Raw genomic sequence first — 21,361 nt, 5'->3', positions numbered from 1 at the left:
AGGCTTATTTTAGCAGATTTTAAAAGTACAAACGCTCCTTTTTATAACGCACTCATGTCTGTCCACTCTTTGAAATACATGATAAACTAAAGAAAAATCTTATTAAATTAGGTGATCAAGTTGTTAAATCAAGCTCAACAAGTTTTACAAGAAACGTTTGGCTTTCCCTCTTTTCGCCAAGGACAAAAAGAGATCATCGAAAAAGTATTAGCATCGAAAAACACCCTCGGAATCATGCCTACAGGAGGCGGGAAATCGCTCTGTTATCAAATTCCAGCGCTCGTTTTACCCGGGATTACGATTGTTATTTCTCCATTAATCGCTCTCATGAAGGACCAGGTGGATGGTTTGCATGCAGCAGGTGTGGAGGCTACGTATATCAATAGCTCCTTGACCAATACTGAATTAACCGAGCGAATGGAAAATCTTAAAAGCGGCGCTTACAAATTATTGTTTGTTGCTCCTGAACGATTTGAATCTAATTCATTTCTATCCATGATCCAACAGTTGCCCATTTCGCTCATTGCTTTTGATGAGGCACACTGCATTTCGCAATGGGGTCATGATTTTCGACCAAGTTACCGCTCAATCATAACAAGAATTAAGCAAATTCAACAGGAAACAACGGTAATGGCACTGACAGCAACAGCAACAAAAGAGGTTGCAGAGGATATTTCAAGACTGTTAGAAATTGAAGCGGACAACGTGGTCTTTACGACGTTTGCAAGGGACAACCTATCCTTTCACGTTGTAAAAGGAGAAAACAAGCGTGATTTTCTGCTAACCTATCTCAAGCAGCGGTCCCAGGAATCAGGTATTATCTATGCGTCTACTCGGAAAGAAGTAGATCAAATCTATGAATTTTTAAAGAAACAATCCTATTCCGTTGCAAAATACCATGCCGGACTTTCTGAGGAGGAGCGCCGGCATGCACAGGAGCAATTCATTGTCGATAATACCTCCATTATGGTTGCAACCAACGCCTTTGGTATGGGGATAGATAAATCTAACGTCCGATATGTGATTCACTATAATCTTCCACGAAACATCGAATCCTATTATCAAGAGGCTGGAAGAGCAGGTCGTGACGGAGAGGAAAGTGATTGTTACTTATTGTTTGCCCCTCAAGACGTACACGTTCATAAGTTTTTAATTGAAGAAGGTCAGCTTCCAGTTGAACAAAAAACCAATGAATACACAAGGCTACAACAAATGGTTCAGTACTGTCATACAGAGACTTGCTTGCATCAATATTTCTTAACCTACTTCGGAGATCATGCACAACTGGAAGCTTGCGGTAAGTGTACGAATTGTATGGACAACCGTGAACGTGTTGATATTACAACAGAAGCCCAAATGATTTTTTCCTGTGTCAAAAGGATGGATGAGAAATTTGGTGTCACGCTTATTGCCCAGGTTTTAAAGGGATCACGCAACAAAAGACTCATGGAGCTTGGTTTTCAACGTCTTTCCACTTATGGATTAATGCGCAATCAGCGAGAAAAAGATATTGCCGATTTGATTCATTATTTACTTTCAGGGGACTATTTGAAGCTAACAGACGGGCAATATCCAGTAGTTCAGCTTGCTCCAAAAGCAATTGGCATTTTAAAAGGGGAAGAAAAGGTTTATAAGAAAATGACCGTTATGAAGGAGGCACCTAGTGAGGATAACCTCGCTTTATTTGAATCATTAAGAGAGCTTCGTAAAGAAATAGCAGACGGTGAAGGTGTTCCTCCATATATTGTCTTCTCTGACGCGTCGTTAAAGGAAATGAGCCGCTATTATCCTACTGATGAAATTACTATGCTGAAGATAAAAGGAGTTGGGAAGGCGAAGTTTGAAAGGTATGGACTTGCTTTTATCGAAGCGATTCAAAAGTACGTGGAGCAGCACGACATCACACCTACATCTCAACCAACGAACCACCTGACTAATAGCTCATCAAGCACGAAGGTTATCGAGGACTTAGATGGAAAGCCTAGCCATATATACACGTATGACCTATATCAAAATGGGATGACCATCGATGAAATAGCGAAGCAGCGTGGGGTAACAGCCGTTACTGTACAAAAGCATATCATTCGGAGTGTACAAGAAGGCCATTCGATAAGCTATGAGGATATTTTTAACGAGCAGGAAGAGAAAATGATTCTGGAAGCACGGGACCAATCAGACGAAAACCGACTAAAGCCAATTAAAGAAGCATTACCAGAAACCATTAGTTATTTTATGATTCAAATGGTGCTCTTGAAAAATGGATATTTAAAATAGAATGGTTCACCCCTCTCTTGGTATAGGACATATTGTACTAGTCATAACGTTTTATAGAAAGGGGTGAACGATATGTTTATGAAGAAATATATTCAGTTATTATCGATCGAACCCTTACATGCAGTTGAAACGACGAATTGGAAACGTACAGTTTATCACCTAAAAAATCGCAAGGAACGTTCTCCGCTACTAATTGTAGATAAAAGAGAATCCACCTATAACGAATATGTATTAGTTAGTGGCCATTCCTACTATCAAGTCCTCTACGATCAAAATCCGGATCAAATGGTGTTCTGTAATGTGATTTCTCGCAGGAATAGAAGAAAAGAATTAGATGCTGTCTTACAAGTCGTTTTACAAGCTGATGAACCGAATAGACACGTTATTCACTATCTCGTTTGGGAATTATTTCGTATGGGAGAATCGGTAGCTGCGTTAGCGAAGCAATTAAAATGTAGCATGGAAGAAACAAAAGAGGTGTTAATCGATCCAGCAATCCCTCGTTCTTATGATCTCGACGCTATTGAAATGGATAAAATCGTAGCTTTAAATACGATTGCAAAATCAGTTCATTTTGAAGAGCGAGTAAAACAAACCTTATATACATGGGCCCTTCATCCAACAAAGGCGATAAACCTTTCGACCATACAAACCATGGAAAAAATGGAGCCTTCTAAAATAAATACGGCGATCTACCACGCCTCTTTGTAAAAATTAATTAGAATAGGTATACCTTCTTGTTTTTGGAAACATTGATACAAGCTCCTACCGTAATGTAGCTCTCTATTGGTTAGGTTTACATGCTAACCACATGAACCTACGAGACTTACGAGTGAGGAGCTTTGTTTGTGTTTTCACACAACGCTTCAAATAAATACTCATAGCTCATCACATCAAATTTTCAATAAAATAGAAAAGGCAGCGCCTCCTACAAGACCCCACCTTATTTGGAACTCTTCATTATGTATCGTAATGCTGCTTTCTCATGATACTCCATTTTATGCTGAAGCTCATCCCTTGTTTTATCACAAATACAATCTGGTATAACCATTTTTAATTGTTTAAATTTAGTAGAATGCCAGTAATATTTTACTCGATAATAAAGCCTTCTCATTCGAATCTCCTTCCAACTCCAATTAATCTGGTGTTCGAAAGCTGCTGTCTTCGCATCTTATACTATAGTATCTAACAAAATATTGTTTTAATATAGTCATATTTTACTTATTTTAGTTATCATTTCCACAAAAATGGTTATTTACCAGTTAAAATTACCCACTTCTTTTGAAAATTTTAATAGATTATAACGAAATTGCATATCCATCCTAATAGTCCTATGGTTGCAGTTCGAACGAATATGATCCCTTACATTTCCTCCAGCATCTGCAGCGCTAAATAGGTTGTAACCGCACCTTGAAAGGTTTTAATGTCAATACCAGTCATTTCGATAAATTTATCAATTCGATATTGTAGGCTATTCCGATGTAAGTACATCTTCTTAGCTGTTTCCGTCGCATTTAAATTGGATTCTAAAAAGAGTCGAACGGTTTTGATTAGCTCTCGGTCTTCGGCTGCTTCCTTAAGTAAAACCGTAGGCAAGTAATCGCTCGTCCTAGCATCTATTAAACTTGCCAAATAAGAAGGGACTAGATCCTTCACGTACATGATCTTTTTGCTCGATTTTTTCCTACAGTTTTTCACAAAGGATTGATACCACTGAAATAAGGCATGAGCATTGGACAGGTCATGATGACGTTCCCCGATAAAAAAAGAAACATTCATATAAAGGTCACTCATAATCAAATCCACAATTTCATGGAATCTCGCAGGGTTTTGCCTTTTGGATCGGATTTCTTCAATGAGGATACCTTCCCGGCGATTCATCCAAAGTATGGGTGATGGAGATGCTGCTTTTATCGCTTCGTTAAAAAGTTCAGGCTCTTTTACCTCTTGATTGGTAAAAAAGAATACAAATCTGAATCCCTCTAGCTTCTCCTTTACCTCTTTGTTTTCAAATAGAATACGTGACCACATCTTTTCCCTGTCATTAAGGGGCGGTAGCACATCGACAGTTGTTAGCAACGTTTTTAAAAGTGTATATTCTTTTTCCGACAGCTCTGCTTTCTTAATTCCAAGTGTTTCTTTCGTGTCGGTTTCAAACCATTCGTATTGATCAAAGCGTTCCATTTCATCCTGCTCCAAAAGGATTAAAGATGGATAGATAGCTTTTAATTTCGCAACATTCATCCGATTACCCCATTATGTTAACGTTTTCTTTATTTTATATAACGTGTAAATGAATTAGCAAGAAACAAATAGAATTACCCTATTAAATCTCACCAATAGCAAAGAAAATCCAAACCATGTGGATTTGGATTTTTCTTTGCAAAAACTTGTTTATCCTTTCACCGAACCAGCGAGTAATCCTCTTACAAAATATTTACCTAAAATAATATAAACGAGCAATGTTGGTAATGCGGCGATAAGAGCACCGGCCATTTGCACGTTCCATTGTACGATTTGACTACCAGAAAGGTTTTGCAAGGCTACCATTACTGGCTGTTGGTCCGATTGGGTGATGGTCACCGCAAATAAGAATTCATTCCATATGTTCGTAAACTGCCAAATGGCAACTACGACAAATCCTGTAATAGACAATGGCAAGATAATGTGGCGGAAGATGCCAATGAATCCCGCGCCATCAATACGTGCCGATTCAATCATTTCATCTGGAATGTTCGCATAGAAGTTACGGAACATTAATGTCGTAACGGGGATACCATATACGACGTGAACGAGAATCAATCCCCAAATTGAGTTATAAAGCCCTACCTCACGTAGGAACTGAATCATTGGGATTAAGATACTTTGATACGGAATAAACATTCCAAATAAAATCAATGTAAAAATGGTCTCCGAACCTTTGAAGCGCCATTTCGATAATACGTACCCATTCATCGCACCAAGTAACGCAGACAGTATCGTAGCAGGGATTGCTAAATAAAAGCTGTTTGCAAAGTTTGGCCCTAATTTTTCAAAGGCTTCCACATAGCTACTAAAATCCAATGTGCTCGGTAAATCCCACATCGTGGCAAGCGATACTTCATCAAAGGGCTTTAAGCTCGTAATGAGCATGACATAAATGGGCATTAAGAAAAATAAGGCTAATACGATTAAAATGGTGTACTTAAATAATTTTCCAATTGAAAATGGTGTTGTCGTCATTACTTATCAGCCCTCCTATTGTTCCACAAGTAAGGGACAATAAAGATTGCAACAACAAGTAGCATGATGATTGCAATTGCCGCACCTTGTGCATAATAGTTTCCTCTAAAGGTCGTTTCAAACATGTAGACCCCTGGCATGTCGGTTACAAAGTTTGCACCTGGCCCTGTCATCGCATAAATTAAGTCAAAGATTTTCAAGGATATATGAGCCATCATAATAATAACCGCAGCTGTTATCGGACGTAATTGGGGCAAGATGATTTTCCGGTATATTCTTAACTCGGAAGCTCCATCCATACGTGCCGCTTCACGAAGCTCATCCGGAATACCACGCAGACCTGCGAGATACATAGCTAGTGCAAATCCTGTTAATTGCCAAACGGCAGCAATCACAACGGAAATGATTGCGACTGGCAATCCAAACTCTATTTCTCCCCAGCGAAACCCTGCTAGAATATTGGTATCGGTATACCACATCGGCTCTATTCCAAAGGTCTTTAAAAAGTTGTTAATCCCAGTGGATGGGTTTAAAATCCACTGCCAAACAACCCCGGTTACAACAAAGGAAAGGGCCATTGGAAAGAAGAAGATGTTACGGAAAATCGATTCCCCTTTGATTTTCTTATCAATCAATACCGCTAGCGATAAACCTAATAGAATAATTAGTGCAATAAACAGAAGCGTAAAGAATAGCATGTTCCGCAAATCCGCTTGGAATCGAAAATCCCCAAATAAATAGAGGTAGTTTTTCAATCCAGCGAAAGAAAAGTCCGGAACGAGTGAATTCCAATTACTAAAGGATACATACCCTGTCCAGCCAATAAAGCCGTAGACAAAGATAAATAGTAAAACAACGGATGGCATTAAAAAGGCGATTGCGGTCCATTGGTCTTTTGATCGTTTTTTCTTTTTTCGTTTCTCCATATCCATCCCCCTTAAAGAGGCTATCTCATGTATTTAAAAAACGTTCTTTTTCCAGAGCGTTTTGCATTCCAAGTTTAATAGATTTCAGTCGTCGCGAACGAAAGGCGCACGCTAAAAATGTGCACCCTATACCACGTCATGTGGCATAGGGTGGTTTATATGTGGGAGTTGTACAAATCAATCAAACGTCATTTTATAGATCAGAGGATGCATCCATTAGTGCTTGAACTAATTGGTCAACATCTCTTTGTGTAACAAAAATATTTACTGCTTGGTTTGCCTTTGTTAGGAAACCTTCAGATGCTGCAGAACCGTGTGCAAGACTTGGAGTTAAAGCTGAATTCTTAAAGTCTTCCATTGTATCTTTACCATATTGGTCATACTTTTCAGGGTCTGCATCCACACGTGCAGGAATAGATCCTTTTAATGGGTTGAACGCGTCTTGCCCTTCAACCGAACCTAATACTGCCAAAAACTTTTTCGTATCCTCTACATTGTCAATACCTTTAGGTAATCCAAATGTATCGGTAATAACCATAAATTCTCCATCTGTATCCGGCGTTTCGATATAACCAAAATCAACATTTGTTTCAAGGCCTAGGTCATGAGCTAAATATCCTTTCGCCCAGTCACCCATAATAGTCATTCCAGCTTCCCCATTGGCTACAAGCTGTGTTGCATCCTGCCAGTTGCGTGATGCATGGTCTTCGTTCACATAATCTAGCATTTGACCGAAAATTTCTGCCGCCTCTTTCACACGAGGATCATCAAATGCTACGTCCCCTGTCCATAATCCACGATAATCATCTGGACCTAGCACAGCTAATAAAGCGTTTTCAAAGATTTGCGTTGCTGTCCATGGCTCTTTATCACCTAGAGCTAAAGGTGTGATACCTGCCGCCTCTAAGGAATCCGCAACCGCAAAGAATTCTTCATACGTTGTAGGTGCTTCTAAACCATTTTCTTCAAACACCTTTTTGTTATAGAAAATAACATTACCACGGTGAATATTAACTGGAACAGAATAAATGTCTCCATCTTTACTTACTAAATCAATTAAGTCTTGTGGGAACTTATCCATCCAGCCTTGTTCTTCATAAAAATCATTGATTGGTTCCATTTTGTCAGCAGCAACCCAGCTTTCATTTAGCTCAGCTCCACCATGCACCTGGAATGTAGAAGGTGGATCGTCCCCTTGCATACGGCTAGCCAACACTGCCTTTGCGTTTGTACCAGCACCACCAGCTACAGCTGCGTTTTCAATTTCAATGTCTGGATGCTTTTCTTTAAATACCTCAATAAGTGCATTCAATCCTGCTTCCTCACCAGCACCAGTCCACCAGCTGAAGATTTCTACTTTATCTCCGCCTTCGGAATCGGAAGAAGCATCATCCGAATTACATGCCGCTGCAACAATAGCTACAAAAAATAATACAGCGAACATCCATAGCTTTTTCTTCATTCTATTTTCCCCCTTTTCTAAAAGTTTGATAGCGTTTTCATATTTCATTATAGTAACCAGGGAACGTTTAAGGGGATGTAAATTTCTATACTTTTTTCCTATTTTCTTCACATTTTTAAGATTTGTTTTTGGAATTGCTTAGGAGATACATGAAAATGCTTTTTGAACACCCGGCTAAAATAGTTGGGATCCTTGTAGCCTATTTGATAGCATATTTCCTTCAGGCTTAATTCATTTTCCTCCAGTAGCTGCTTCGCTCGATCTAGTCTGGCTTCGGTTAGAAAATCAATAAAGGTTTTGGATGTTTTTTCTTTAAACAATAACGAAAAGTAATTCGGACTTAAATCGACATACTGGGCTACTTCCTCTAATGTGATTTGCTGGTCATATCGCTCTAAAATATATCGTTTTGCACGTTCTATATATTTTCGAGATTGATAGACTTGTTGAATTTCCACACAGCAAAACGGAATAAAGCGAATCCATTCCACTTCACTTTCGTAATCGGCTAGTTTAAGAGAGCGTGTTTCAATTTGCATCGATTCTAATAATTGCTTTACCTTAAAGAAAAGCTCCTGTAAATCGATGTCCTTCCTTTTCACTTTACGAAAGGCTTGCTCTGCACCCTTCTCATTCCCAGCCTGGATTTCCTGTAAAAATTGCTCCTCTACATCGACATCGGAATCCATTTCTTCTGTATAGAAACCATAATTTGCTTGCTTGGATGCGGCAAGCTGTCGTACAGCCTTTGTAGCCTCATAAAAAGAGGTAGGAAAATCTTTAAGCTGCGTATACGGATTTCCGATTCCAATATAAACGGATTTTTCCAATGCAAGATGTAATTTTCTAGCAAATGTTAACATCGTAGACTTTATTTCCTTTTCCCTGGATAAAAAAAAGACGACATATTGGTCATTTTGCTTTTGTGTAATGTAGGTATGTGGGCTATGTTGATGTAAAAAGAAATCAACCTCCTGAATGATTTCCTCTGTAACTGGCTCTATATTAAAAAAACAGGCAGACTTAATGCTTGGATACAAGTCTTTCTTCAACGCTTTTACTTCCTCGTCAATTTCATGCTGCATCACCTTCAACAAAAAGTGGTGCTTTGCAAGCTCTTTCGTTTCCCCATCCTTTTTCGCCTGCTCCTGCTCCCTTGTTATTTCCTTTTGCACACGAACAATTGCTTGAATCGTTTCATCCTTTTTACTGGGCTTTAATATATATTCTTTAACGCCCATTTTCATCGCTTGCTTCGCATATTCAAAGGAATCATACGCCGAGGCAATAATAAATTTCATATTTGGGTGGGTTTTCAAAATCGCTTCTATTGCTTTCAAGCCGTCTACACCAGGCATTTTAATATCCATAATGATAAAGTCCGGCAGAAGCTCGTCTGCGAGTTGAATGGCTTTCCGTCCATTTACCGCTTCCCCAACGACTTGTAGATGTGGAAAGCTTTCCTCTAAAAATTTCTTCATCGCCTTTCGCTCAAACATTTCATCCTCCGCAATGACTACCCTCATGCGATTTCGCCTCCCCTGTTCAGCTTTGCATCCTCTTGTGGTAAGAACAGACGAATGGTCGTCCCTTCCCCTAAAGTAGACTCAATCTCAACAATATGGTCCTGCTGATAAAAGAGCTGTAGGCGCCGTATGACATTGGTGAATCCAAGTCCTGTAGAATGTCCTTGATGCTCCTCGTCGGTATGATTTTTCCCGTGTAGCAATTGATCGATTTGCTCCTCCGACATCCCTTTCCCATTATCTGAAACCTCGACAATGGTTTGAGCTCCCTTATCATAGATTTTTAATACAATCATTCCGCCCTCTTCTTTCTCTTCAATCCCATGAATAAACGCATTTTCAATTAGTGGTTGGAGCGTTAATCGAGGCACGGAAATATCTAAATGGGATGTCCTCAGGTCGCGAACAAATTGAATTCGGTCTACAAACCTTGTCTTTTGTATAATAAAATAATCTTCCACAATCTCCACTTCACTTTTTAACGTAACAGACTTACTAATATCCCCTAAGCTATGGCGTAGAATAGAGGAAACCGACTCAATTAATCGCGTCGTAGACCGAGCATCCTCCAAGTACGACATACGTGCAATCGTATTTAATGTATTAAATAAAAAATGTGGATTAATTTGATTTTGTAAATGCTTCAGCTCCAGCTCCTTGTATAATCGGTCGAGCTCGGACTTTTCCTTTATTTCTTCAATTAAGCCTTGAATGTTTCGTCGCATATCGTTAAAGGTATTTCCGAGTAGCTTCAGTTCATCATTAGATTTGATTTCGATGTCTGGCCCAATAAAATTTCCTTTCGATACTTGTCCCGCGGCTTTCCATAACGATCGAATTGGTCGATTAATCCCTCGTGAAAACCAAATGGCGACAAAAATGGCGAGTAAGACGGTAGTAACAAACAAACTAATCGTAAACCATTTAAATGCTTGGTTCCGTTCCTGAAGCACTTGATAAAACGACTGATATTCCGTTAATTCCAAATCGATTAAGCTTAAGGTTGTCTCTTGTATGTACGAAGACGTTTCTCTTGCTTCCTTTAAATGATACGTATATTGCTCCATATCATTTTGTATTAAAAATCCTGCCGTCATTTCGGTTTCTTGAATGAAGGTTTCGATCATGTTATTGTATTTTCGAAATTGGATTGGGTCTAGTCCCATTAATGTATCAGATAGACCATTTTTTAGCCCCACCATATTCGTTTTTACTTCATAAAATTCCTTAAACGAATCCATATCTCCTTTTAAAACGAATGCATTTACCTTGTCATACAAATCCATGGAGGTTTGGGATATTGTATTTAAGGTTAAAAATCGCTCAAAGCTATGATGGTACTCATCTAATAGGCGATTACTACTGAAATAGATGGAAACGGATACAATATTAAATAAAACAACAAAGGAGAAGAAATACAGCATTAATTTACTACGGATGGATTTCATGGCTGTTCTCCTTTCCCTTGCTGCTCCTCGATGCGAACCTCTTCCTTGGTTATGAGCTCAATCGGTGTATGCTGTAGGGCATCGGCATATTGTCCTTCCAAGAAGCCTAGCATTAATGTCATTCCCTTTTCTCCCATTTGCTCTGGGTATTGAATAATGGATGCATCCACATAGCCTTCTTTTAAGTAGGCTTTCGCTTGTGACAACGTATCTATTGTGATGATGGTTGCTTTTCGCTTCGAGCGATTCATTTGCTCCATTCCTTGTAAAATACCATCTCCATCCAGAATGCTTGCCCCAAAAATAGCCGTCACCTCTGGATACTGCTTGAACAGCTGATAGGTCGCTTGTGCCGCTCCAATTGTCGTTAAGCTTGACTCCTTAATGGTCAAAAGCTGAATCCGTTTCTCTTGCTTGATGGCTTCCTTAAAGCCACGTATCCGCTCACGCTGATGGACAGAATCCAGGCGTCCTGCGATGATGCCAACAAATTGCTCCCCAGTAGTCTCATAGATTAACGATTTACCAGCTACATAGCCTGCACGATAGTTGTCCATCCCAACATAAGCATTTCGGGAACTCATCGGAACATCCCCATCAAGCGTTACAACCGGAATCCCTTTTTCTCTCGCTAATGTTACAAGCTGAACAAATCGTTCATCCTCTACACCTTGCACTAAAATTCCATCTACTTCTGCATCAATCATTTTATCCAAAATACGGAGCTGTTCATCGTTATCCGCTTGCTTTGGCCCCTCATACTCTAAATACACATTGTGTTCACTTGCAACCTTTTTAGCCCCACGCTCAATCATTCGCCAGTACGGATTATTCATCTCTTCCGGAATTAAGACGATATGAAGGGGATCCTCTTGAACGGCTTTTACTTGTTCCCGTTCTTGTACGTGGAATGTCTCTTTTCCAAAGTAGATCATAAGAAAAAAGGAAAGCACAAAGAGTATACCGCCCACTCCGTATGCTATTGACTTTGAAATATTTTTCATAGAATCACCAAATTTACTAGTCATTTAAAGATTGATAGAACCGACAGAATGCATCCTTTCCCTTCGCGTCCTTCTTGAAAACTGCTGCATGCTCAAGCACGATACGAAACTTGTCAGCTAGCTCCTTTTGTAAAATGGCTTTGGTAATTTCTACTTTATCATATTTTTCCATTAGCTCAACAGCCCATTGCACATGTTTGCTCGTTTCAGGGTCCTGCTCGATCCGTGCCTTGTAATCTGGCAGCGCTAAATAGGTTACTAGTTTTTCTAGCTCGTCTTTTAAACGTCCAGGTAGTACCGCAAGCCCCATTACCTCAATCAAGCCAATATTTTCTTTCTTAATATGATGCACCTCCGCATGCGGGTGGAAAATCCCCATCGGATGCTCTTCATTTGTACGATTATTTCGTAGCACTAAATCGAGCTCAAATAGATCGTTTCTTCTTCTTGCAATTGGCGTAATCGTATTGTGTGGCACCCCATTTGTTTCCTTTAAAATCTCGACCGTTGGATCCTCATACTGCTGCCAGGCTTGCAAAATGTGAGCTGCTAAATTGGTTAAGTCTTCCTTAGAGTCCGACTGTAAACGAATAACGGACATTGGCCAGTCTAAAATGCCTACTTTTACAGCTGGGTATTCCGTTAGCGTAACGTATTCCTTTATGCTTGCTTTGGCCATTGGAAAGTCATGCTGGCCAGCTTGATAGTGATCATGATTTAAGATAGAGCCACCTACAATAGGAAGATCTGCATTCGATCCAATAAAGAAATGTGGAAACTGCTCGACAAAGGCTAATAAGTTTTCAAATGCCTTCTTATTAATTTTCATTGGACGATGCGCTTCTGATAGAACAATCGCATGCTGGTTGTAATACACGTACGGTGAATATTGCAAATACCACTGATCACCGTTCAGCTCCAGTGGGATAATGCGATGATTTTGACGTGCTGGATGATTCGTTCTTCCAGCATATCCTACATTGTTTTTGCACAGCACACATTCCGGATAGTTTGTCCTATCCTTTTTGGCAGCAGCAATATCTCGCGGGTCCTTTTCTGGCTTTGATAAATTGATGGTAATTTCCATATCCCCATAAGGTGTTGCGCTTAACCAATGCATGTTTTTTTGAACTCGATTCGTTCGTATGTAATGCACATCCTGGCTAAACTGATAAAAGTAATCTGTTGCTTGTTCGATGCCTTTTTCACGAGCTAATTTTTTAAAGTGATTATTTACGGTAGATGGATGAGGAACGAAATGCCCCATTATTCTCGCATCAAATAAGTCTCGGTTCGTTACCGTATTTGGTGTAAACAGATTTTGTTCAGCCGCCCAATCTAACATATTTTCTAAAATAGAAGAGGGATTATCCAGCTGCTCCTCAGGGATTTCAGACTCCTGCCAATCCTTAAGTCCTAATGTATCAAGTAGTTGGTTTCGAACATAATCCACATCCCATTTTTCTATTAAGCCCTTCTGCAAGCCATATTGGAGTAAACGTCCAATTTCTTGGTAAATAGGAATAGACATGATTGCGCCTCCCTTCGATTATTCGCTTAGCTTTTTCGCTCCATCCCCAATGGCAACTGGATAAAATGCTGGAGATAAGCCTGTTGTTTGTTCGTATCGTTTTGCTACCTTCGCCATAAACGCATCCATTTTTTCTGTTTCAATTAGATTAACGGTACAGCCACCAAAGCCTGCCCCTGTCATCCGTGCTCCCACAGCACCTTCTTCCCAAGCAGCCTCCACTAAAGCATCTAGCTCAACACCCGTCACCTCATAGTTTTCTTTTAAGGACTGATGAGACTCATTAATTAACTGACCAAAGGCCTGAATATCCCCAAGCTTCAATAGCTCACTCGCCATTACCGTACGTTCATTTTCCGATATAACATGTTGTGCTCGCTTTCGATGGATTGGATTTTCAATAAGGTATTTGGACTTTTCAAAGTCTTCTAGTGATAGGTCACATAAATGGTCAATCTTATGGATTTGTTGCAAGTCTTTTAATGCTTGCTCACATTCTCCCCGTCGCTCATTGTATTTCGAATCTGCTAAGCCTCTTTGTTTATTTGTATTAGCAATTACTAAAGATAATGCCCCAAGCTCCATGGGACTGTATGTATATTTAAGGGTTTTACAGTTTAATAGAATCGCATGGTTCTCTTTTCCAAAGCCGATGGAAAACTGGTCCATTATGCCACAATTGACCCCAACAAACGTGTTTTCAGCTTGCTGGGCTGCTTGGACAAGGGTTAGTGGATCGATATCGAAGCCGAAAAGATCATTCACCATAACAGCAGTAACCAATTCAATCGATGCGGAAGAAGACAAGCCCGCTCCATTCGGGATATTCCCGTAAAAAACTGCATCAAATCCTTGAGTGATGTCATACCCCTTTTGCTGCAACACGGAAAGAACGCCCTTTGGATAATTAGCCCAATTATGCGCTTCTTCATATTCGATATGGTTTAAATCAAATTCAACTACACCTATATCCGGAAAGTTTATCGAGTACATTCGCACCTTGGAATCTTTCCGTTTATGAACTACACTGTATGTTCCAATGTTTAACGCACACGGGAAAACATGTCCACCGTTATAATCTGTATGCTCACCAATTAAGTTGACTCGTCCTGGTGCAAAAAAGGTTTCGGTATTTCCTGCTCCAAATATTTCGGTAAAGGTTTGCTTTAGTTGTTTCATATCATTCACCTACATTTCGTACTAAAATCGTTGGCCGCTCGTATTTTTTGCCATCTACTTCTACTGTAATGTATTCCCAATCTCCTGTGTGGGTAAGGAATTCGATATGGTCCTCCTGAACTAGCATCGTATCCTCCGATTTCACCCCTGGCAATGCTGGATTCCAGGCGTATGCTTCATTTACTCGGACCAAATGATTCGACTCCGGAGTTCCAATGATTTCTCTCGTGTTGTAGCCTGTTAATCCACCCATATGTAAATAACGCCATTCGTCCTTGTAGCCTTGCTCAGCATACGCGTCAATCCCTGCTTGAATGACCTCACCAACTTGGACGCCTGGCTTTGTGGCAAGATTCATCGTCATATCGATTCGAGCTAGCTTTTCCCGAATTGGAACAAGATTGTCAGGTAGCTCGCCAAAATGGACAAAACGAGTACAGTTCGCAACAAGCCCACCCTTTTCCGCACAAATTACAAGCATCGCATATTTGCGCAGTTTTTTATAGGTAGGGATTGGATGTCGATACTTAAAAATTCGCTCATCGGTCGCAACAAGAGCAACATGGACATTCAGACCTTTTTCAAGCACATTCGTTTGTAATGCCGCCGCAATCTCATGCTCAGTCATGCCAGGTTTAATTTCTTTCCCTGTCTTTTCAATTGCGAATGCAGTCGTTTGGCAAATTTCTTTATAATTCACAATCTCCTCTTTGGATAAGGCTGCTCGTAATCGAATTAAGTCTGCATCAACATTTTTTAGCTCATCAAATTGTGAATCTGTTACAACGCTTTTGTTGGAAATGAGATTTCGAATGATGGAATCGGTTCCCTCCATCCAATTAGCACTAATGAGCTCAAACGCAAAGCTGACATTGGAGCACTCTTCCTCCAAAATCCGTTTTTCCTCCATCGAGGTCGTAATTAAATAGGTTTTATCCCGAAAAATAAGAAAGTCCGATACGCCATTTGGGTCCGATAATACAATGTGATTCGCACTTCCTCCTGTAAGCCATGAAAAGTTATTCCGTTTTCTAAGCAAGATGCCGTCTAAGTCGTGCTCCACTAAATAGTTTATTACTTTTTCGATTGGTGACATGCTCCACTCCCCCCTAAAATGTATAATGCTTTTTGAAAAAAGATGAAAAACCCACAATGGTCATAATGACTTTGCGGGTTTTGAAATAGACGTGAGGTTTATCGAATTCGTTCTTCCGTTTCTTTATCAAAGAAGTGTGCTTTGTTCATGTCGAGTGCTAGGTCAATATTTTGACCACCAATATAATCTGAACGAGAATCTACACGCGCAATCACTTCTTGACCACCAATCGTTGAGTAAAGATACGTTTCAGACCCCATTAATTCCGCAACATCTACTTTTGTTGATACTTTTGTATCAGGTGAAGATTCAAGAAAGATTGGTTCATCATGAATATCTTCTGGACGAATTCCTAAAATAACTTCTTTACCGACATAACCTTGTTCCTTTAAGGCCTTCATTCTTCCTTCAGGTACTTTAATGCTTAGCTCCCCAACTTTGACCGATTGCTCCTCAAGCGTACCATTCAAGAAATTCATTGCTGGAGATCCGATAAATCCACCAACAAATACATTGTTTGGATTGTCGTATACCTCTTTCGGCGAACCAATTTGTTGAATAACCCCATCCTTCATAACTACTAGTCTAGTAGCCATCGTCATTGCTTCTGTTTGGTCATGAGTTACGTAAATCGTCGTTGTTTGCAAGCGCTGGTGAAGCTTTTGAATTTCTGCACGCATTTGCACACGAAGCTTTGCATCCAGGTTGGAAAGTGGCTCATCCATTAAGAATACCTTTGCATCCCTAACAATCGCACGACCGAGCGCAACACGCTGACGCTGCCCACCAGACAATGCTTTCGGCTTACGCTTCAAATAGTCTTCTAACCCTAGAATTTTCGCCGCTTCTTGAACTCGACGATCGATTTCTGCTTTATCAAACTTGCGAAGCTTTAGCCCAAATGCCATGTTATCATACACATTCATGTGCGGATAAAGGGCATAGTTTTGGAACACCATTGCGATATCACGGTCTTTAGGTGGAACATCGTTAACTCGCTTCCCATCAATGACTAAGTCTCCCTCAGTAATTTCCTCGAGACCTGCAATCATTCGTAGAGTCGTAGATTTCCCACAACCAGACGGACCTACAAATACGATAAATTCCTTATCCTTAATATCTAAATTGAAATCTTTAACTGCCGTTACATCTCCATCATAGACCTTATTTACGTTTTCTAATTTTACATCAGCCATACGAAACGACCTCCTATGTAAGCGTTTTATACATTCATTGTAGCTTTTTCATAGATAGGTTGGTATGGACAATGTGCACAAAAAATGGGAAAGGATTTTGTGCACAGCTTCTCCTTATTGCTCATAAAGCTCAAGTGGCAAGCCATCTGGGTCTTGGAAAAAGGTAAATTTTTTATTCTTTGTTGGGTCGATGCGGATATCTTCACAGGAAATCCCTTTGTCTTGTAAAGCTTCTATAGCAGCCTCCACATCATCCACTGCAAATGCAAGATGTCTCAGGCCACGAGCCTCTGGACGACTCGCTCTCTCTGGCGGGTTCGGAAAGGAAAACAATTCGATAACATATTGACCATTCAGAGCCAAGTTTAGCTTATAGGAATCTCGCTCCTCCCGATAAACCTCTTGCATTACCTCTAAGCCCAATTTATTCACATAAAAGTCTTTCGAAGTTTCATAGTTGGAGCAAATAATTGCAGTGTGATGGATAGATTTTAGAAACATACGCTTGCCCTCCGTTTTTATGAATAGGATAGCATAGATGGAGGGTAATTGCGGAGATTTTTTGGGGAGGGTTGTTGGATTTTTGGCTTTGGTTGGGGGAATTTTCGCGGGTGGTGGGGAATTGTTGGCTTTGCTTGGAGCATTACTCGGGGATGTTGAAGGATTGCGGTCTTTACTTGGAGGATTATTCGGGGATGTTGGCGAATTGCGAGCTTTACTTGGGGGATTATTCGGGGATGTTGGTGAATTGCGAGCTTTGCTTGGAGGATTATTCGGGGATGTTGGCGAATTGCGAGCTTTGCTTGGAGGATTATTCGCCGATGTTGATGAATTCCCCCACCTCATTGGATGATTATCGCATTCAATTGCTGAATTCCCTCTATTTACGAATGAAAAAAAGAAAAATGCCCCTTCTCAAAAGGGGCATTCCGCCTATTCATTCAAACAAACGAGATCGAATTAAAAACCGTTTTCCTTCTGGGTTTTCTAAGGAGAACATGCCTCCCCGACCTTCGACAACGTCTAAAATTAACTGGGTGTGCTTCCAATATTCGTACTGATCCTTGGACATATAAAAAGGGGTATCATGAATCCAGCCTAACAACACATCGGAGTTGCCAACCCGAAATTCCCCTCTCGGATAGCACATTGGTGAGCTTCCATCACAGCAGCCACCTGACTGATGAAACATTAATGGGCCGTGCTTTTCCCTTAACATATCCATCAATTCAACAGCTGCTTCTGTTGCTAACACCTTCTCTTGTTCCGCCAACCTTCCACACCCCCTATGCGTTTAAAAGAATCCTTGCGCCTTTGTACTATAGCTTACGAGGAGGTTCTTCGTTTGTTGATAATGATCGAGCATCATATGGTGATTTTCACGCCCAATTCCTGACTTTTTATATCCACCGAACGCCGCGTGTGCAGGATATGCATGATAGCAATTTGTCCAGACGCGTCCTGCTTCAATTCCACGACCGAAGCGATATGCTTTATGGAAATCGCGTGTCCAAACACCTGCACCTAGGCCGTACAATGTATCATTTGCAATCTCTAAGGCCTCCGCTTCATCTTTAAACGTGGTTACCGAGAGCACAGGGCCAAAAATTTCTTCTTGGAAGATCCTCATTTTGTTATGCCCTTTAAAAATGGTAGGCTTCACATACAACCCGCTTTCAAGCTCACCAGCTAAACGATTGCGCTCGCCACCAATGAGCACCTCTGCACCCTCTTGCTTTCCAATATCTAAGTAAGATGTGATTTTTTCAATTTGTTCTGTTGATGCTTGGGCTCCCATCATTGTTTCAGTATCTAATGGATGACCAATTTTAATTGCCTCTACTCGTTTTAACGCACGAGCCATAAATTCATCATAAATATCTTCATGAATTAGCGCGCGGGATGGACACGTACAAACCTCCCCTTGGTTTAAGGCAAACATCACCATTCCTTCAATGGCCTTATCAAGGAAGTCATCGTCGTGATCCATAACATCTTTAAAGAAAATATTTGGAGATTTCCCTCCAAGCTCAAGTGTAACTGGAATAATATTTTCTGATGCATATTGCATAATCAAACGACCTGTCGTAGTTTCCCCTGTGAAGGCAATTTTTGCAATCCGACTGCTGGATGCAAGTGGTTTACCTGCTTCTAAGCCAAAACCATTTACCACATTCACTACACCTGGTGGTAGTAAATCATGAATAAGCTCCAGGAATACATGGATGGAGGCAGGTGTTTGCTCAGCCGGCTTCATTACGACTGCGTTTCCAGCAGCTAGAGCCGGTGCAAGCTTCCAAGTCGCCATTAGTAGTGGGAAATTCCATGGGATAATTTGCCCGACTACTCCAAGTGGCTCATGGAAGTGATAAGCTACTGTATCATCATCGATTTGACTAATCGTCCCTTCTTGAGAGCGAATAGCTCCTGCAAAGTAACGGAAATGATCCACTGCTAATGGAAGGTCTGCTGCTAATGTCTCACGCACTGCCTTTCCGTTATCCCATGTTTCGGCAACAGCTAGCATTTCTAAGTTTTCTTCCATTCGATCTGCAATTTTATTTAAAATGTTCGCTCTTTCTGTTGGAGATGTTTTCCCCCATGCTGGTGCTGCTTCATGGGCCGCATCAAGTGCAAGCTCCACGTCTTCAGCTGTAGAACGGGCAACTTCACAAAACACTTTCCCAGTGACAGGTGTAATGTTTTCAAAGTATTGGCCGTTTACTGGTGGCTTCCATTCCCCTCCAATAAAATTGTCATATCGCTCTTTAAAATTTACAACTGCCCCAGAACTGTTCGGTGCTGCATACTTCATTTTCATTCCTCCCTTTCCGTATGTAAGCGCTTTATATTTTGGGTAAAAAAACTTGGCCATACGCCTATTACAATATATTGGAAAAGCGGTCGGAATATTACTATTTATTTGAAAAGGGATTTTGGGAGGGAGAATCACAGCGACAGGATTCGACATAATGCGGGTGGTGCCAGGCACTCAAACCAAGCTCCAAGCACCGACAAATTGCGACAAATCTCGGGTGGTGCCAGGCACCCAAAAACCAAAAAATCCGCTCTGGCGTCTCCAGAGCGGATTTCTCCTAAAACATTCCTACTACAAAGTCTGCAATAAGAAGTGTGATTAGTGCTACAAACCATGCAATTGTTGTTGGTACAGACCATACCATAATTTGTTCTTTTACATTTTTAATGCCCATCATTCGGTTTACAACCCAGAATAAGCTGTCGTTAAAGTAAGAGAAAATCATTGCACCTAATGCGGCTGCTTGTGCAGCTAATACAAGGTTTACATCTAAGCTTGCTACAATTGGAGCAGAAATAGATGCAGCTGTGATCATAGCAGTTGTACCACTACCTTGAATCAAGCGAACGATTGTTGCAATAAAGAATGGAACTAAAATGGCTGGAATGGACCATTGTGCAATTTGTTCGGCAATCACATCACCTGTACCACTTACGCGAAGTACTTGTCCGAATGCACCACCAGCACCTGTTACTAACAAAATGATACCAGCTGTTTTGATACCGTCTTCCATACGATCTAACGTTTCTTCTCTGTTCGCATTTCGAGCAAGTGTGTAGATTGCTACGATTAAACCTAGCCCTACTGCAATTACTGGGTTCCCGATAAATTGAATATAGGACAGAACGGTTTCATTTAACGTAAACACACCAGATTCAACGAGTGCCGTAAATGTTGTATTAAAGAAGATCAAAATAATCGGTAGCAAAATCGGCATAATCGATTTCATTAATGATGGTAATTCTTTTTCTCTTTCATCCACCGCTACTAAAAACTCTTCATACACTTTATGCTGATCTGGTCTTACAAAGCCTTCTCCATCTTCAGCAGGAAGCTGGTAAATCTTTTTCCCAATCCACTTTGCATACATAACCCCAACAATGATAATTGGAATCGAGAATAATAGACCAGCAATAATCATCATACCAATATCCGCACCGAAGATACCTGCTACTCCGAGTGGTCCTGGAGTTGGTGGTACTGCGTGGTGAGTCGCCGCTAAACCAACACCTAAAGCGACACCTAAACCGATTACAGACTTACCTGTTTTACTAGAAAGTGCTTTCACTAATGGGTTTAAAATAACAAACGCAGAGTCAACAAAAATAGGAATTGATACAATGTAACCTGCAGCTGCCATTGCCCATTCTTCTTTCTTTTTACCTAGTGTTTTAATTAACGTATAGGCTAGCTTTTCCGCTGCACCAGATACTTCTAAAAGTCGTCCCATCATAACACCAAAACCAATAACAATACCAATGGATCCTAGCGTACTACCAAACCCACTTGTAATGGTGGAAACGACATCGTTTGGATTCATTCCTCCAACGATACCTGTAATAGAAGCTGCAATAATAAGTGCTATAAACGCGTGAATCTTTGTTTTTAATACTAGAATAACTAATAAAGCTACCCCAATAATTAGACCTAAAATCATTTGTGAACTGGAAACATCCATC

The 21,361-nt window shown here is 40.5% G+C and carries 19 protein-coding genes; 3 read left to right on the top strand and 16 right to left on the bottom strand.

Going from position 1 to position 21,361, the window contains the following annotated elements; genetic code table 11:
* Window positions 1-111 precede the first annotated feature (111 nt).
* Both recQ and C1A05_RS02780 read left to right on the top strand, forming a co-directional pair.
* Complete coding sequence (gene recQ / locus C1A05_RS02785; protein ID WP_306373243.1) at window positions 112-2,274, top strand: DNA helicase RecQ; 2,163 nt, start codon at window positions 112-114, stop codon at window positions 2,272-2,274.
* Between the two features lie 72 nt (window positions 2,275-2,346).
* Complete coding sequence (locus C1A05_RS02780; protein ID WP_102026642.1) at window positions 2,347-2,985, top strand: hypothetical protein; 639 nt, start codon at window positions 2,347-2,349, stop codon at window positions 2,983-2,985.
* A gap of 232 nt (window positions 2,986-3,217) precedes the next feature.
* Here C1A05_RS02780 and C1A05_RS17955 read toward each other — a convergent pair whose 3' ends face one another.
* The 13 genes from C1A05_RS17955 to gloA2 form a co-directional block, all read right to left on the bottom strand.
* Window positions 3,218-3,388, bottom strand: a complete 171-nt coding sequence (locus tag C1A05_RS17955; RefSeq protein WP_159461979.1) for a hypothetical protein — start codon at window positions 3,386-3,388, stop codon at window positions 3,218-3,220.
* Between the two features lie 248 nt (window positions 3,389-3,636).
* Window positions 3,637-4,518, bottom strand: a complete 882-nt coding sequence (locus C1A05_RS02775; RefSeq protein WP_102026641.1) for a PucR family transcriptional regulator — start codon at window positions 4,516-4,518, stop codon at window positions 3,637-3,639.
* A gap of 150 nt (window positions 4,519-4,668) precedes the next feature.
* On the bottom strand, window positions 4,669-5,496 hold the full coding sequence (locus C1A05_RS02770; RefSeq protein ID WP_102026640.1) for a carbohydrate ABC transporter permease: 828 nt from the start codon (window positions 5,494-5,496) through the stop codon (window positions 4,669-4,671).
* Complete coding sequence (locus C1A05_RS02765; RefSeq protein ID WP_373419455.1) at window positions 5,496-6,422, bottom strand: carbohydrate ABC transporter permease; 927 nt, start codon at window positions 6,420-6,422, stop codon at window positions 5,496-5,498. The genes C1A05_RS02770 and C1A05_RS02765 overlap by 1 nt, the downstream gene beginning before the upstream one ends.
* A gap of 193 nt (window positions 6,423-6,615) precedes the next feature.
* A complete protein-coding gene (locus tag C1A05_RS02760; protein WP_102026638.1) occupies window positions 6,616-7,884 on the bottom strand; it encodes an ABC transporter substrate-binding protein in 1,269 nt (422 codons plus the stop codon).
* A gap of 107 nt (window positions 7,885-7,991) precedes the next feature.
* Window positions 7,992-9,410, bottom strand: a complete 1,419-nt coding sequence (locus tag C1A05_RS02755) for a response regulator (RefSeq protein WP_102026637.1) — start codon at window positions 9,408-9,410, stop codon at window positions 7,992-7,994.
* Window positions 9,407-10,858, bottom strand: a complete 1,452-nt coding sequence (locus C1A05_RS02750; RefSeq protein WP_102026636.1) for a sensor histidine kinase — start codon at window positions 10,856-10,858, stop codon at window positions 9,407-9,409. Before C1A05_RS02750 ends, C1A05_RS02755 begins: the two co-directional genes overlap by 4 nt.
* The gene (locus C1A05_RS02745) at window positions 10,855-11,811 is read right to left on the bottom strand and encodes a substrate-binding domain-containing protein (protein WP_159461978.1); all 957 of its coding nucleotides are present in this window, start codon (window positions 11,809-11,811) and stop codon (window positions 10,855-10,857) included. Before C1A05_RS02745 ends, C1A05_RS02750 begins: the two co-directional genes overlap by 4 nt.
* Before the next feature lie 67 nt (window positions 11,812-11,878).
* Window positions 11,879-13,393: a UDP-glucose--hexose-1-phosphate uridylyltransferase gene (gene galT / locus C1A05_RS02740; RefSeq protein ID WP_102026634.1), complete on the bottom strand. Its 1,515-nt coding sequence runs from the start codon at window positions 13,391-13,393 to the stop codon at window positions 11,879-11,881.
* Window positions 13,394-13,411: 18 nt separating this feature from the next.
* Complete coding sequence (locus C1A05_RS02735; RefSeq protein WP_102026633.1) at window positions 13,412-14,572, bottom strand: galactokinase; 1,161 nt, start codon at window positions 14,570-14,572, stop codon at window positions 13,412-13,414.
* Window position 14,573: 1 nt separating this feature from the next.
* Entirely contained in the window at window positions 14,574-15,668 is a 1,095-nt protein-coding gene (locus C1A05_RS02730) for a M24 family metallopeptidase (protein WP_102026632.1), read from the bottom strand.
* Window positions 15,669-15,766: 98 nt separating this feature from the next.
* On the bottom strand, window positions 15,767-16,864 hold the full coding sequence (locus tag C1A05_RS02725; protein ID WP_102026631.1) for an ABC transporter ATP-binding protein: 1,098 nt from the start codon (window positions 16,862-16,864) through the stop codon (window positions 15,767-15,769).
* A 114-nt stretch (window positions 16,865-16,978) separates the two neighbouring features.
* A complete protein-coding gene (gloA2, locus tag C1A05_RS02720; protein WP_102026630.1) occupies window positions 16,979-17,365 on the bottom strand; it encodes an SMU1112c/YaeR family gloxylase I-like metalloprotein in 387 nt (128 codons plus the stop codon).
* Between the two features lie 82 nt (window positions 17,366-17,447).
* Here gloA2 and C1A05_RS02715 point away from each other — a divergent pair, with 82 nt between their 5' ends.
* Entirely contained in the window at window positions 17,448-17,717 is a 270-nt protein-coding gene (locus C1A05_RS02715) for a hypothetical protein (RefSeq protein ID WP_145997281.1), read from the top strand.
* A gap of 84 nt (window positions 17,718-17,801) precedes the next feature.
* On the opposite strand, the gene C1A05_RS02710 is transcribed toward C1A05_RS02715, so the two are convergent.
* The 3 genes from C1A05_RS02710 to C1A05_RS02700 form a co-directional block, all read right to left on the bottom strand.
* Complete coding sequence (locus tag C1A05_RS02710) at window positions 17,802-18,137, bottom strand: DUF779 domain-containing protein (protein WP_102026628.1); 336 nt, start codon at window positions 18,135-18,137, stop codon at window positions 17,802-17,804.
* Between the two features lie 21 nt (window positions 18,138-18,158).
* The gene (gene adh, locus C1A05_RS02705; RefSeq protein ID WP_102026627.1) at window positions 18,159-19,679 is read right to left on the bottom strand and encodes an aldehyde dehydrogenase; all 1,521 of its coding nucleotides are present in this window, start codon (window positions 19,677-19,679) and stop codon (window positions 18,159-18,161) included.
* Window positions 19,680-19,959: 280 nt separating this feature from the next.
* A complete protein-coding gene (locus C1A05_RS02700; RefSeq protein WP_102026626.1) occupies window positions 19,960-21,360 on the bottom strand; it encodes a GntP family permease in 1,401 nt (466 codons plus the stop codon).
* Window position 21,361 lies beyond the last annotated feature (1 nt).

Origin of the sequence: Salirhabdus sp. Marseille-P4669 (assembly GCF_900240405.1) — a bacterium.
GTDB lineage: Bacteria > Bacillota > Bacilli > Bacillales > Alkalibacillaceae > OEQK01.
Note: the sequence above shows the minus strand (reverse complement) of the source record. Positions and strands in the feature narration are given on the sequence as shown.

What these genes read in the sequence shown, in the direction of transcription:
- C1A05_RS02780 (WP_102026642.1), top strand. Translation starts at nt 2,347, where the DNA reads ATGTTTATGAAGAAATATATTCAGTTATTATCGATCGAACCCTTACAT.
- C1A05_RS17955 (WP_159461979.1), bottom strand. Translation starts at nt 3,388, where the DNA reads ATGAGAAGGCTTTATTATCGAGTAAAATATTACTGGCATTCTACTAAA.
- C1A05_RS02775 (WP_102026641.1), bottom strand. Translation starts at nt 4,518, where the DNA reads ATGAATGTTGCGAAATTAAAAGCTATCTATCCATCTTTAATCCTTTTG.
- C1A05_RS02770 (WP_102026640.1), bottom strand. Translation starts at nt 5,496, where the DNA reads ATGACGACAACACCATTTTCAATTGGAAAATTATTTAAGTACACCATT.
- C1A05_RS02765 (WP_373419455.1), bottom strand. Translation starts at nt 6,422, where the DNA reads ATGGAGAAACGAAAAAAGAAAAAACGATCAAAAGACCAATGGACCGCA.
- C1A05_RS02760 (WP_102026638.1), bottom strand. Translation starts at nt 7,884, where the DNA reads ATGAAGAAAAAGCTATGGATGTTCGCTGTATTATTTTTTGTAGCTATT.
- C1A05_RS02755 (WP_102026637.1), bottom strand. Translation starts at nt 9,410, where the DNA reads ATGAGGGTAGTCATTGCGGAGGATGAAATGTTTGAGCGAAAGGCGATG.
- C1A05_RS02750 (WP_102026636.1), bottom strand. Translation starts at nt 10,858, where the DNA reads ATGAAATCCATCCGTAGTAAATTAATGCTGTATTTCTTCTCCTTTGTT.
- galT (WP_102026634.1), bottom strand. Translation starts at nt 13,393, where the DNA reads ATGTCTATTCCTATTTACCAAGAAATTGGACGTTTACTCCAATATGGC.
- C1A05_RS02735 (WP_102026633.1), bottom strand. Translation starts at nt 14,572, where the DNA reads ATGAAACAACTAAAGCAAACCTTTACCGAAATATTTGGAGCAGGAAAT.
- C1A05_RS02730 (WP_102026632.1), bottom strand. Translation starts at nt 15,668, where the DNA reads ATGTCACCAATCGAAAAAGTAATAAACTATTTAGTGGAGCACGACTTA.
- C1A05_RS02725 (WP_102026631.1), bottom strand. Translation starts at nt 16,864, where the DNA reads ATGGCTGATGTAAAATTAGAAAACGTAAATAAGGTCTATGATGGAGAT.
- gloA2 (WP_102026630.1), bottom strand. Translation starts at nt 17,365, where the DNA reads ATGTTTCTAAAATCTATCCATCACACTGCAATTATTTGCTCCAACTAT.
- adh (WP_102026627.1), bottom strand. Translation starts at nt 19,679, where the DNA reads ATGAAGTATGCAGCACCGAACAGTTCTGGGGCAGTTGTAAATTTTAAA.
- C1A05_RS02700 (WP_102026626.1), bottom strand. Translation starts at nt 21,360, where the DNA reads ATGGATGTTTCCAGTTCACAAATGATTTTAGGTCTAATTATTGGGGTA.